Origin of the sequence: Marinomonas lutimaris, from assembly GCF_019426345.1 — a bacterium.
Classification (GTDB): domain Bacteria; phylum Pseudomonadota; class Gammaproteobacteria; order Pseudomonadales; family Marinomonadaceae; genus Marinomonas; species Marinomonas lutimaris.
The window spans coordinates 47,536-60,808 of record NZ_JAHLLW010000007.1; the positions used below are offsets into that span (position 1 = coordinate 47,536).

At 42.9% G+C, this 13,273-nt stretch carries 13 protein-coding genes; 11 read left to right on the forward strand and 2 right to left on the reverse strand.

Annotated elements, in window-relative coordinates:
- Window positions 1–103 precede the first annotated feature (103 nt).
- From KPL72_RS10010 to KPL72_RS10025, 4 genes are all read left to right on the forward strand, one after another.
- Window positions 104–931 (forward strand): HDOD domain-containing protein, encoded by an 828-nt coding sequence (locus KPL72_RS10010; protein ID WP_219702629.1) that lies wholly within the window; start codon window positions 104–106, stop codon window positions 929–931.
- A gap of 267 nt (window positions 932–1,198) precedes the next feature.
- Window positions 1,199–2,248: a Fe(3+) ABC transporter substrate-binding protein gene (locus tag KPL72_RS10015; RefSeq protein ID WP_219702723.1), complete on the forward strand. Its 1,050-nt coding sequence runs from the start codon at window positions 1,199–1,201 to the stop codon at window positions 2,246–2,248.
- Between the two features lie 55 nt (window positions 2,249–2,303).
- Window positions 2,304–3,968 carry an ABC transporter permease gene (locus tag KPL72_RS10020; RefSeq protein ID WP_219702630.1) on the forward strand — a complete coding sequence of 555 codons (1,665 nt, stop codon included), beginning with the start codon at window positions 2,304–2,306 and terminating at the stop codon, window positions 3,966–3,968.
- A 24-nt stretch (window positions 3,969–3,992) separates the two neighbouring features.
- Window positions 3,993–5,060, forward strand: a complete 1,068-nt coding sequence (locus tag KPL72_RS10025; protein WP_219702631.1) for an ABC transporter ATP-binding protein — start codon at window positions 3,993–3,995, stop codon at window positions 5,058–5,060.
- Window positions 5,061–5,168: 108 nt separating this feature from the next.
- Here KPL72_RS10025 and KPL72_RS10030 read toward each other — a convergent pair whose 3' ends face one another.
- The gene (locus KPL72_RS10030; RefSeq protein ID WP_212916446.1) at window positions 5,169–6,035 is read right to left on the reverse strand and encodes an HDOD domain-containing protein; all 867 of its coding nucleotides are present in this window, start codon (window positions 6,033–6,035) and stop codon (window positions 5,169–5,171) included.
- Between the two features lie 103 nt (window positions 6,036–6,138).
- On the opposite strand from KPL72_RS10030, the gene KPL72_RS10035 reads away from it, so the two are divergent.
- Window positions 6,139–7,335, forward strand: coding sequence for a class I SAM-dependent rRNA methyltransferase (locus KPL72_RS10035; RefSeq protein ID WP_212916445.1), 1,197 nt, complete (start codon window positions 6,139–6,141; stop codon window positions 7,333–7,335).
- Window positions 7,336–7,427: 92 nt separating this feature from the next.
- Here KPL72_RS10035 and KPL72_RS10040 read toward each other — a convergent pair whose 3' ends face one another.
- Window positions 7,428–8,084, reverse strand: a complete 657-nt coding sequence (locus KPL72_RS10040) for a histidinol-phosphatase (RefSeq protein WP_219702632.1) — start codon at window positions 8,082–8,084, stop codon at window positions 7,428–7,430.
- 135 nt (window positions 8,085–8,219) lie between these two features.
- On the opposite strand from KPL72_RS10040, the gene KPL72_RS10050 reads away from it, so the two are divergent.
- The 6 genes from KPL72_RS10050 (at window position 8,220) to KPL72_RS10075 (ending at window position 13,266) form a co-directional block, all read left to right on the forward strand.
- Window positions 8,220–8,705 (forward strand): RNA pyrophosphohydrolase, encoded by a 486-nt coding sequence (locus KPL72_RS10050; protein ID WP_219702634.1) that lies wholly within the window; start codon window positions 8,220–8,222, stop codon window positions 8,703–8,705.
- Between the two features lie 47 nt (window positions 8,706–8,752).
- Window positions 8,753–11,041: a phosphoenolpyruvate--protein phosphotransferase gene (ptsP, locus tag KPL72_RS10055; protein ID WP_212916442.1), complete on the forward strand. Its 2,289-nt coding sequence runs from the start codon at window positions 8,753–8,755 to the stop codon at window positions 11,039–11,041.
- Window positions 11,042–11,213: 172 nt separating this feature from the next.
- Window positions 11,214–12,023, forward strand: coding sequence for a prolipoprotein diacylglyceryl transferase (gene lgt / locus KPL72_RS10060; RefSeq protein ID WP_212916441.1), 810 nt, complete (start codon window positions 11,214–11,216; stop codon window positions 12,021–12,023).
- A gap of 151 nt (window positions 12,024–12,174) precedes the next feature.
- Window positions 12,175–12,480 carry a type II toxin-antitoxin system RelE/ParE family toxin gene (locus KPL72_RS10065; RefSeq protein ID WP_219702635.1) on the forward strand — a complete coding sequence of 102 codons (306 nt, stop codon included), beginning with the start codon at window positions 12,175–12,177 and terminating at the stop codon, window positions 12,478–12,480.
- A complete protein-coding gene (locus KPL72_RS10070; RefSeq protein WP_111608168.1) occupies window positions 12,477–12,761 on the forward strand; it encodes an addiction module antidote protein in 285 nt (94 codons plus the stop codon). Before KPL72_RS10065 ends, KPL72_RS10070 begins: the two co-directional genes overlap by 4 nt.
- A 1-nt stretch (window position 12,762) precedes the next feature.
- On the forward strand, window positions 12,763–13,266 hold the full coding sequence (locus tag KPL72_RS10075) for a GNAT family N-acetyltransferase (protein WP_219702636.1): 504 nt from the start codon (window positions 12,763–12,765) through the stop codon (window positions 13,264–13,266).
- Window positions 13,267–13,273: the final 7 nt, after the last annotated feature.

A 13,273-nucleotide genomic window follows, 5' to 3' on the forward strand; every position in this document is an offset into this window, starting at 1 on the left:
TGGAGCTTTTCAAAACGCTACGTATTTCCGGTTGCAAAACGTGCTTTGTGTCTTATTCTGCATGTATAGATATGCAACCAATTAGAGTAAAAGGCGGAATGCTATGCAAGCAACAGATCTCCTAAAGAAAACGGACAAACTTCCCAATGTTCCAGATGTTGTTCGCGAGCTGATTCAGCTTCTTAGTGATCCAAATGTAAAATATTCTGACCTCACTGAGCGTGTTTCTCACGATCAGACTATTTCATTAAAAGTATTACGCGTGGTTAACTCAGCCTATTTCGGTTTATCGAGAAAAATATCTTCTATCGATGAGGCGACTGTATTACTAGGTACTGACAAGCTAAAAACCTTGGTTATTGCTTCTGGCTTTTCCAATTCTGTCGCAAAGGTAGAGGGGATTAAGCTGCCTGAGTTTTGGGCTGATTCTTTTCGTGTCGCCGAGTTGGCGCAATGGTTTGCAAAACGTACGCCTTTAGTCCAAGAAGACGAAGCGTTTACCGTTGGTATTGTCCATAACATCGGGCGATTGTTGTTGCATCTTACAGCGCCTGAAATTGCGTTAGAGATTCAATCTTTGGTGGCAAATCGTAAGGCGGGTCGTGTGAAAGCAGAGCAAGATTTACTTGGCTTTACGTCTCAAGATGCAGGTAAAGCACTAATGGATTTATGGAAGTTCCCTGCTGGGCTAGGGTATGCAGTGCAGCATCATAAGCGTCCTTTTTCGGATGATGAACCAAACCCACTTGCCTGTGTATTGAATTTAGCCTGCTATATCAATGCGTGTATCCGCAGTGAGCGAGAATACGACTTAGTGCGAGAAGGGTTTCCGGCAGCAGTAGCTAAGGCAGCAGGTCTGCCTGAGGGAATCATTTATGAATTGGATGATGCTCTGGCTATCGGCGATGGGCTTAATCAATTATTGCATTAAGTTTTGTTATTCGCTATCTCCTAAATAGGTTGACTGACTCAAGTTGAAAACGAGCGAAGCCAGCCTTCGGTTTTACTCTTATTTACAGATGCGCCAATCCCTTTGAACAAATGATAATCGCTAGTGTTTAGTATTGTGTTGTGCTAATTTCTTGTCTCATTTTTTATGGTCTTTTCTCTCGTTGTCTTTAGGCATGTTTTGTCTTTGGGAAAAGTGAATGTCTTGAATAGGTGGAAGGTTAATATGTCAGTAAAATTGTGCCAAGCGATGAAAAAGCAAGGACGAAAGTCTATGTTGAATTATGTTGGATTTGCTGCGTTGGCCTCGTCATTACTTCTTTCTACCGGTTTACAAGCCAAAGGCGAAGTAAACATCTATTCTGCCCGTAAAGAATCTCTTATTAAGCCCGCGTTGGATAAGTTTTCAGAGCAAAACGATGTGGTTGTTAACCTTATTACGGGTTCTGCTGATGCGCTATTGAGCCGTCTAAAAGCCGAGGGTGACGCGAGCCCAGCAGATATTTTTATTACGGTTGATGCTGGTCGTTTGCACCGTGCAAAGGCGGCTGGGGTATTAAAACCAATCCACAGTGACGTATTAAGCGCTAATATTCCAAGTCATTTACGCGACAGTGATGGCTACTGGTTTGGCCTGTCTCAGCGTGCTCGCGTAATTTTTTATAATCCCCAAAAAGTATCAGTAAAAGAGTTGTCTACTTACGAAGACCTGGCTGATCCAAAGTGGAAGGGACGTATTTGTGTGCGCTCTTCAGCTAATATCTATAACCAATCTCTGGTTGCTTCTATGTTGGATGCTGATGGTCGTGAGAAAACTCAAGCTTGGGTCAAAGGGCTGGTATCTAACCTAGCACGTCCGCCTTTTGGTGGTGATGTGGATCTATTAAAAGCAGTTTCTGCGGGTGTTTGTGATCTAACTCTAGCGAACACTTATTATTATGGTCGTCTTGGTCAAAGTGATAGTGCAGACGAAAGAGCAGTTTATGAAAAGGTAAAATTGTTCTGGCCTAATCAGGCAGAAGGTGAACGTGGCGCTCATGTAAACGTCAGTGGTGCAGGTATCACTGCCGCAGCAACAAATATTGAAAACGCCACATTACTGCTAGAATTTTTAACCAATCAAGCATCTCAAGAATGGTACGCTCATGTGAATAACGAATACCCTGTGGTAAAAGGCATTGGTGCTCCAGAAATGCTAGCTCCATTTGGTACTTTCCGAGCGGATACTATTTCATTAAGCCAATTAGGTGAAAACAACCGCGAAGCCGTTGAAATTATGGATATTGCTGGTTGGAAGTGATTTTTCTGACATTCGCTCTGTGCAACGAGCTTTCTGATATGGTTTTTGATGATTGATGGCTAATTTAGCTCACCCGAGTTTAGCAAGTAAGTCTAAGTGGAATTGGTTGAAAATAGCGGCAATGCTTATTGCCGCTATTTTGGCATTACCCATTTTGGTTGTTTTGGTTAATGTTTTGATCGGTGATGGTGAAGTGTGGCGACACCTTTATCAGACGGTGTTAGCAGAATACATTTCGAACTCACTGTTGTTGATGCTAGGTGTTGGCATTGGTGTGCTGGTTATTGGTGTGCCCTGTGCTTGGTTGACTAGCATGTGTGATTTCCCTGGTCGTACTTTTCTCTCTTGGGCTTTGCTGTTACCTATGGCTGTGCCTGCTTATATTATTGCTTATACCTACACTGGTGTGTTGGACTTTGCAGGCCCAGTGCAAACCTTCATTCGCGACCTTACCGGTTGGCGTTATGGTGAATATTGGTTCTTTGAAATACGTTCTCTTGGCGGCGCCATCGCTATGCTGACTTTGGTGCTTTATCCTTATGTGTATCTCATGAGTAGAGCGGCTTTTTTAGAGCAGTCTGAGAACACTTTAGAAGTCAGTCGAACACTTGGCTATTCTGGCCGCGCTGTTTTTTTTAAATTGGCACTTCCCCTTGCTCGTCCGGCAATTGTAACGGGTCTGACCTTAGCACTGATGGAAACATTAGCCGATTATGGCACAGTGCAATATTTCAGCGTCAACACATTCACAACGGGTATTTTACGAACCTTTTATGGTTTTGGTGATGTGGCTGCGGCCTCACAGCTAGCGGGCATTTTGCTGATGTTCGTAGCAGTATTGATTCTGCTTGAGCGATATTCACGGCATCGCATTCGCTACCATGCGTCAGGTCTAAAAAAGGCCAGTAATCGACGTATGATTTTGAACGGTGGTCGTGGCTTGCTGGCCTGTATCTTTTGCTGGTTGCCTATCCTTGTTGGCTTTCTTATTCCTGTGAGTGTGTTGGCGTATTGGGCGGTATTTAAAGCAGAAATGCCTGGCACAAACTTTATTCAACTGGCGTGGAATTCATTTTATCTTGCCGCTATGGCTTCTTTAATTGTAGTGAGTTTAGCCTTGGTTCTAAGTTATGCCATTCGCTTGAATAATGGTAAAGCGGTCAGAGCATCAGTTGGTATTGCAGGCTTAGGTTATGCCTTGCCGGGGACGATTATTGCGATTGGCACTATTGTTCCGTTGGCTTGGCTAGATCATCGCATTATTGATTTTGTTAAACATTATAGCGGCGAAAGAGTCGGTTTGATTTTCTCTGGTACCTTAGTGGCGTTGCTTTTTGCTTATACGGTTCGTTTTATGGCCGTTTCTTTAGGTGCGGTGCAAAATGGCCTCGGAAAGATTAAGCCAAGTATGGACATGGCGGGACGTTCGCTCGGTATGTCGCCTTTTAAAGTTTTAACGCGCATTCATATTCCGCTGTTAAAAGGCTCCGTATTGACGGCCATGCTAATCGTCTTTGTTGATGTATTGAAAGAATTACCTGCGACTTTGGTGTTGCGCCCATTTAATTTTAATACTTTAGCGGTGCGAGCTTTTGAACTTGCGTCAGATGAGCGACTGGTCGATGCGGCTCCAGCATCGTTAATGATAGTGCTGGTGGGGTTAGTGCCAGTGATTTTATTGAGCCGCTCCATTTCTTCTCGCACCGATAGTGCTAAATAGCGTTTATTAAAAATAGGATCGCATATGACATCGTTACCTCCTCATAAACTATTGAAAGAAATGACACTGACCGATGTTTCGGTTGGTTATGATGGCGGTGCGGTTGTTAAAAATGCTTCATTTAAACTGTTAGAAGGACAGATAGGTTGCCTGCTCGGTCCAAGCGGTTGCGGTAAATCTACTTTGCTCAGAGCAATTGCAGGCTTTGAGTCTTTGATGTCTGGTGAAATACGTATTGATGGCGAGGTAATTTCCAATCCAACACACAGTGTTAACCCTGAGAACCGTTTTATTGGTATGGTATTTCAAGACATCGCCTTGTTCCCACATCTTACCATTGCGCAGAATATTGCTTTTGGCTTATCTGCTTGGCCTAAAGAGTCGGCACAGGAGCGCGTTACCTATTTGTTAAGTCTGGTTGGTTTGTCGGGTTTCGAATCGCGCTATCCACATTCGCTTTCTGGTGGTCAACAGCAACGTGTCGCCTTGGCACGAGCCATTGCTCCTAAGCCTAAACTGCTATTAATGGACGAACCTTTTTCTGGGTTGGATGCCAAGTTAAGAGAAGAATTGGTGCCTGATATACGTGCCATATTGCAACATGAAAAAATGAGCGCGTTATTGGTAACTCATGATCAGATGGAAGCCTTTGCTATGGCGGATCAAGTATCAGTTATGAGTGAAGGCATGATTCATCAGACAGGTTCGCCGTATCAGATTTATCATCGACCAGAAACGCGCTTTGTGGCGAGTTTTATTGGCCATGGGGATTTTCTGACCGCTACAGTCTGTGGGACAGATTGCGTGCATTCAGATTTGGGTAATATTCGTGGCGATTTAGATCACGGCTTTGCCGATAATACCCAAGTGGACTTATTAGTTCGTCCTGATGATATTTTGCATGACGACGACAGTGAATTTGTTGGTGTGATTGTGAGTAAATGGTTTCGTGGATCACACTTTTTATATCGTGTGAAATTATCTTCTGGCAAAGTGGTATATTGCTTCGCTTCTTCTCACCATAATCATTCTGTTGGTCAGGAAATTGGGCTAAGCGTTCATTTAGATCATCTGGTGATGTTCCCGCGCTAGCGTTGTTTTCCTGCTGCTGAGGTCTGGACATAAAAACGCCCAAGTTATTTGCTTGTAAATCACTTGGGCGTTTTTATGTCTGGTTAGGCTTTTCTTAAAATAATAGAGCTAGATGGTTCCGATGCCTTGCTCATGGCAGACTTCAATCATGCCTTCGAAATCGTATTCACTCAGTTCTAAATGATCTAGGGCGTAATGCCCAATTTTTTGCCATTCATAGTCTTCATTTGCTCCACCTATGTGTCTAAAGGTCGAGGCAATGTGTTCTGCCATTTTTAAAATGGAAGCAAAGGTTAAATTAATCGAGTCGCCTGGCACCCTGTGGCGGAATAAGTACTCGACACGGTGGTGTTTGGCTATGACAGCACAGCAGCTTTTAGGTAACCCCCATGACTTTGCCAAATAATAACCGACAACGGAATGGTTAGTTTTAAAGGCTTGGTTCTCAACGTCAGTCAGGTTGAATTCTGGATCTTGATAGCCTTGCTTTAATATATCTTGGTAGCCGTCGAAGCGCTTAAGCATCAAAGGAATGCCTGCATTATGAAAAAGCCCAAGTGCATAGCATTCATCTTGATATTTAAAGTCGAGCTGATTGGCTAGACTTGAGCAAATTGCGGCAACATCACTCGCCGTATCCCAAAAGCTGTGTAGTGATTGTATTGCTTCATCAGATAATTCACTTTTTACCGCAAGGCCATTCACAATATTCGTGACGCTACTTGGACCAAGTAGCATCACCGCTTGTTGAATTGAAGCGATTTTCTTGGGTAAATCATAAGAAGCTGAGTTGACTAGCTTTAGTACAGCAGCTGAGAGGCTCACATCCTGTGAAATAATTTCTGATATGCGGTCCATGTCTGGGTCAGGCATGGCTTGTTCCATATGCAAATCCACCATAATCTGTGGTTGTGGTGGAATACTGATGCCTTGCAAGATGAGTTTGAGCTGATTTTCATTTAATGTAGATGACATGGACACACTTCTTTAAGGCAAGTAACTTTACCACTACGTAATTCGTAGCAATTGAATCTAGAGTCTTTATAATAGCGTTTTTTAAATATACTGGGTGAAAATTTTGAGTGTTATTCGACTAAAAGGTCAAGCTGATCGCCGTTTAAGGGCTGGACATCAATGGATTTACAGCAATGAGGTAGATACCTCAGCGACGCCATTAAAGCAATTTACCCCTGGGGATCAGGTTGTTGTCGAAACAGCTCAAGGTAAGCCTCTTGGTATTGCGACAATAAATCCTAACACATTGATTTGCGGACGTTTAATGAGCCGTAGTACCGATACTTTTTTAAACAAGTCGACCTTGGTTCATCGTATAAAGATTGCTTTGTCTTTGCGCGAACTTACTTATTCAGCGCCTTACTATCGTCTTGTGTTTGGTGATTCTGATGGCTTGTCAGGTTTGGTTGTTGACCGTTTTGCCGATATTTTGGTAGTGCAGATATCGACAGCTGGCATGGAACGGGTGAAAAACGAGATTATTGAAGCTTTGCAGGATGTCGTGAAACCATCTGCTATTTTGATGAAAAATGATGGCAAGATGCGTCAAATCGAAGGTCTTGAAACTTATGTTGAAGAAGCTTTCGGCACGGTTCCTGAGTTGGTTTTCTTACAAGAAAACGGTGTGTTATTCCAAGCGCCAGTGTGGGATGGGCAAAAAACAGGCTGGTTCTATGATCACCGTGAGAACCGTAAAACCATGCAAGGCTTTTGTGATGGCAAGCGCGTACTAGATATTTTTTCTTACATTGGCGGTTGGGGGGTTCAAGCTGCTTCAGCTGGTGCAACTGACGTTACTTTTATCGACGCATCTGAAAGTGCCTTAAGCCATGTGGGTGAAAATCTTAAGTTGAACCAATACGAAGGTGGTTCTAACTTGATGCACGGAGATGCATTTGAAGCGATGCAGTCTTTGATTGAAGACAAAGAGCGTTTCGACGTGGTTGTCATGGATCCACCAGCCTTTATTGCTCGCCGTAAAGACATCAAAGCCGGCGAAGGTGCTTACCATCGTGCAAACCAGTTAGCGATGCGTTTGGTTGCGAAGGGCGGTATTTTGGTTTCTGGTTCGTGTTCTATGCACTTAGAGACAGCTCGATTGCACGATATTATTCGTAGCAATAGTCGTCAATTAGAGCGTTTCTCGCAATTGATTTATCGTGGAACACAAGCACCAGATCATCCGGTGCATCCTGCGATCGAAGAAACTGAATACCTAAAAGCCCTGTTTTATCGTATTCATAACAATATGGGCTTATAAGCTCACTTTGTTTATATGATTTAACAGTAAAAAGCGCTGTCGGATTGGATCTGGCAGCGCTTTTTCATTTGGCATTCTTATTATTTTGTTAATTAATCTCTTAACGAAATATGCTGCCAGCCACGATCTTGCGCAATTTTTGTTAGAGTCTCATCAGCATCAACAGCAATAGGGTGGCTGACTAATTCTAGTAATGGCAAATCATTACGAGAATCACTGTAAAAATAGCTACCTTCCATCGTGTGACCAGTTTCAGCCAACCAGTCGTTCAAACGAGTGACCTTGCCGTCTTGGAAGCTTGGCACGCCAACAATTTTGCCTGTGTAATGATCGTCAATAATCTCTGGCACAGGCGCAATGATGTGATCCATACCCAAAGCATCGCCTATTGGTCCAGTAACGAATTGATTGGTCGCGGTGATCATCAGCAAGAAATGACCTTGGTCTTTGTGATGTTTTATTAAAGCGTTAGCTTTCTCTTGCATCATCGGATGAACTTTTTCTCGCATGAAAGTGTTGTGCAGCTTGGTTAATTCTTCCCTCGAAAACTTGGTTAATGGCTTTAAGCTAAATGCCAAGTATTCGTGAATGTCTAAAGTACCCGCCTGGTACTCCTCAAAGAACTTATCATTGGCCAGTTTGTAGTCTTGACTGTTTACAAGCTCTTTCTCAACGAGAAACTGTCCCCAAGTGTAATCACTGTCGCCGTTTAATAATGTGCCGTCTAAGTCAAATATTGCGAGTGTCACAAGCCGTCCTCAATTCTTCAAAAGTGCGTGAATTATAGCCTTGGCGATAATAAATAACAGCAGTCTTAATTGTGCGGATGGGGGAATTATGGAACAATGAATCTAATTTATTTTTATATTAAAAGGTGATAGCTCGTGATTGATGCAGACGGATACAGACCGAATGTGGGCATCATATTGATGAACGAGCGTGGCCAGCTTCTTTGGGCGAGACGAGTAGGGCAAAATGCTTGGCAGTTTCCTCAAGGAGGCATCAAATCCGACGAGACACCTGAAGACGCTTTATTTCGAGAGCTAAAAGAAGAAGTAGGCTTAGATCCTCATCAGGTGGAAGTAATAGGTAAAACTCGTGGATGGCTGCGTTATCGTCTTCCTAAGCGCATGCTAAGACACAATAGTAAGCCTTTATGTATTGGGCAAAAACAAAAATGGTTTCTTCTTTCTATTCGTTGCTCTGATGCTTCTGTTTGCGTGGATGGAACGGAAACCCCTGAATTTGATGGCTGGCGTTGGGTAAGTTATTGGTATCCACTTGGTCAGGTTGTGGCGTTCAAAAAAGACGTTTACCGCCGAGCTTTAAAAGAGCTTATTCCCAGCGCACATCGCAGACTAGAAAAGTGATAAACTTGCTGGCTTGATGCTGGAGGTTATAGATTGATGGGAGAGCTATGCTAAGTTTGTTAAGACGTATTACCCAGGAGGTGACTGCCGCGCAGTCTTTATCTGCGGCACTGGACATTATTGTTCGACGTGTCCGCAGAGCAATGCGTGCAGAGGTGTGTTCTATTTATTTGGTAGACACGAACACCAAAGAATATGTCTTGATGGCAACACGCGGTTTGAATGCAGATGTTGCAGGTAATGTTAGTTTAAAAGCCGATGAAGGCCTAGTTAGTTTGGTTGGCCGAAGGGCTGAACCTGTTAACCTTGAAGATGCTCATATTCACCCATCTTTCCACTATCTAAAAGGCTCAGGTGAAGAACGATACCGTTCTTTTCTAGGTGTGCCTATTATTCATCATCGCCAAGTCTTAGGCGTGTTGGTGGTTCAGCATGAAGATAAACGTCGTTTTGATGAAGGCGAAGAAGCCTTTCTTATCACTCTATCTGCTCAATTAGCGGGTGTTATTGCTCACGCTGAAGCGACAGGGGCGATTACTAACCTCAATCCCAACGCTATTCCTAGTGGATCAGATTTTCGTTACAAAGGCATCCCAGGAAGCTCTGGTGTTGCTATTGGCCGCGGTGTTGTGGTTTTCCCTCCAGCTGATTTGGATGTTATTCCTGACCGCCACACGACCGATTTCGATGAAGAAATTCAGGACTTTTATCAAGCACTTGATGCCGTTCGACAAGACATTCGTCGAGCCAGTAATCGAATTAGCCAACATCTTTCAGAAGATGAAAAAGCCTTGTTCGATGTTTATCTAAAAATCTTAGATGACAACTCAATAGCTGGTGAAATTGTTCGAAAGATCAAAGAAGGTAATTGGGCGCAAGGTGCATTAAGACAGGTTATTCAGGCGCATATTCAGCAGTTTAACCGCATGGATGACCCTTATTTACGCGAGCGAGCATCCGACCTTCGTGATCTTGGTCGCCGTATATTGTCACATCTTCAAGAAAAAGCGCCTAATATCGCGGAGCGCTTTAGCGAGCCTTCCATTATTGTTGGTGAAGAGCTCACAGCATCGATGCTTGGCGAAATTCCAATTGATAAGATCAAAGGCCTAGTCTCAGTAATGGGATCCGGTAACTCTCATGTGGCGATTCTAGCTCGCGCGATGGGCATTCCAACGGTTATGGGCGCATTAGATTTGCCTTATGCTCAGCTGGATAAAGTAGAGCTTATTGTTGATGGTTATTTGGGGAAGATTTTCACCTACCCATCTGAAGCGCTTATTGAAAACTATCAACAAATTGTTGATGAAGAACGTTTACTAGAAGAAGAATACGAAACACTTAAAGACCTACCTTGTGAAACGCTTGATGGTCATCGTTTATCTTTGTATGTGAATACTGGTTTATCCGCAGATATTGCTCGTTCCTTGGATCGTGGTGCGGAAGGTATCGGTCTTTATCGTACAGAAGTGCCTTTCATGGTGCGGGATCGTTTCCCTACTGAAGCGGAACAGGTGGTTATTTATCGTCAGCAATTAGAAGGCTTTGCGCCTTCTCCAGTAACGGTTCGCACCTTAGATATTGGTGGTGATAAAGCGCTGCCTTATTTCCCTATAAACGAAGCGAACCCTTTCTTAGGTTGGCGTGGTATTCGAGTTACTCTGGATCATTTGGAAATTTTTATGGCGCAAATTCGCGCCATGATAAAAGCCAGCGCAGGTTTGTATAATCTAAAAATCATGCTGCCTATGATCTCCAATGTTGCAGAAGTCGAAGAGGCGTTGGCGCTGATTCGTCGGGGTTATGCTGAAGTGAAAGAAGAAGGTTACGACGTCAAAATGCCGCAAGTTGGCGTGATGATAGAGATTCCAGCCGCGGTTTATCAAGTCAAAGAGTTAGCTGAATTGGTTGATTTCTTATCCGTAGGAAGCAACGATTTAACGCAATATTTGCTTGCTGTAGATCGAAATAACCCGCGTGTGGCAGACTTATATAATTCTTTCCATCCTTCTGTGTTACGTGCACTGCTTAGCATCGTCGATCAGGTCAGAGATGAAGGTGTTGGTTTAAGCGTATGTGGTGAAATGGCAGGTGATCCGATGGGCGCTATTTTGTTAATGGCCATGGGCTACGATGTGTTGTCTATGAGTTCGACTAGTCTTCCTAAGGTAAAAGCGGTTATTCGTAATATTTCAATGGAACAATCACAAGCTATGCTGAACGAAGTGATGAAACTATCTCATGCCGAAGCGGTCACACAAACCATGACACGACTCATGCGCGAAGCGAATATTGAGCGTTTGATTCGACCATCTAAAACCACCAACGTGGACTAATACCTACCAGAGATTTTTTCAATATTATGAGATATTTACACGACGTCATGAGCGAAGCCAAGACAAGGCAAAAACAGACGAAAAAGCGGAGTCTATGGGTTATAAATGAGCATTTTGAATCTGTTTTTAACACGGTATTGGCGAGCGCAGTAGTCGTTGAAAAGGTCTCATTATGATTTCATATCCAAACATTGATCCTATTGCCGTATCAATTGGGCCAATTTCCGTGCATTGGTACGGTATTATGTACCTGATTGGCTTTGCTGGTGCCTACCTATGTGGCATGTATCGCGCCAAACGCTCTAACGGACTTTGGACTCCAGAAATGGTTAGCGATGCTATATTTTATGGCGCTCTTGGCGTCATATTAGGTGGTCGGGTTGGCTATATCTTGTTTTATCAGTTCTCTGCGTTTATTGATAATCCGCTTATTTTAGTTCGTATTTGGGAAGGTGGTATGTCTTTCCATGGCGGATTACTAGGCGTTATTACCGCTATGTTCTTCTTCGCTCGTCGTTACAACAAGCACCTAGTTGATGTAACCGACTTCTTGGCGCCGTTTGTACCAATTGGTTTAGGTGCTGGGCGTTTAGGGAACTTTATTGGCGGTGAGCTATGGGGCAAACCCACAGACGTTTCTTGGGCAATGGTTTTTCCTAATGATCCGCTGCAACTTGCTCGCCATCCTTCGCAGTTGTATCAATTTGCATTAGAAGGTGTCGCGCTATTTTGCATTTTGTGGTTCTTCTCGCAAAGAACAAAACCTCGTTATTGTGTTTCTGGTATGTTCCTACTTTTCTACGGTATTTTCCGAATCCTAGTAGAATTTGTTCGTGAGCCAGATATACAAATTGGTTATCTTGCTTTTGGTTGGCTGACAGAGGGACAGCTCTTGTCTTTACCAATGGTGATAATTGGCGCAGGCTTAATCATGGCAGGCCTTAAGCTGAATACATTTCCAAAAGCAAGTACTTCAAAATAGCTCAACAGGTTTAGCGTTAGATTAAAACCAGCCATACGGCTGGTTTTTTTTGGACGGATAAAGCTAATTGTGATTTCTGTGTATTTTTTCCAAGATATAAAATAGCAGATTAAAATTGCATCATTGTAGCTTGATGGCTACAATTGTTTTTATGAAGTATGGAATCAAGAAAACGGATGTTTTTGATCAATGGCTGTCTAAACTAAAGGATCGACAAGCTCTTTTGGCGATAAACATGCGAATTATTAGGGCGATTAACGGCAACTTTGGTGATAGCAAAGTGATTGCGAGTAATCTCTTAGAGATGCGTGTTTTTGTAGGAAAAGGCTATCGAGTTTATTACAACGTGCGTAATAACGAAATTATCTTGCTCATTAATGGTGGCCATAAAGGCACGCAGAGCAAAGATATAGAGCAAGCGAAGATCTTGCTTAGTGAGTGGGAGCAAACATCATGACATTAAAGACAAGCGATTTTAATCCGTTTGATTATATTGAGACACAAGAAGAAGTGCAGGCTTTCTTACAGGAATGTTTGGCTGACGATGACCCAAATACTTTTATTGAAGCATTGGGATTGTTGGTTAAAAAGCATGGCGTAACCGATATTGCTTTAGCATCTGGACTGAACAGAGAAAGCTTATATAAAACCATTAGTGGTAAAACAAAGCCGCGCTTCGACACGATTTTTAAAATCATGCAGGCACTAAATTTTCGCTTCACCACACACTCAGCTTGAAATGGAACTGCGTCTATTATCTCGGTCTGACTCTAAACCTTTGCTGTTATTTGAAACAAAAAACCAAGCGTGGTTTGAATCACATATCAATCCGCGGGAAGTTGGTTTTTACAGCGATGAAGGTATAAAAAAACATATTGAAGAATTTCTTTCGCAACATCAAAGAAAAGCCATGTTGCCGATGCTTATTATTGACGACAATGGCGAGATTGCTGGCCGTATCAATTTAACCGATATCAATTTGGTATTGAGCGAGGCTTATTTAGGTTATCGGTTGGGCGAAAAATTTGCCGGACGCGGTATCGCCAAATGTGCTGTTGAGCAAATTATTCAACAGGCTAAAGAGCTTAATGTGGAAACCTTAATAGCCTTTGCTTCAGTAGACAATATTGCCTCGCAGAAAGTGCTGACATACAACGGATTTGTAGACGTAAAGCAATATGCAAATTTTGCTGAAGTGCAGGGTAAAAGCATTAATTGTATTGAATACCAGAAAACCATTTAGGAAAAAA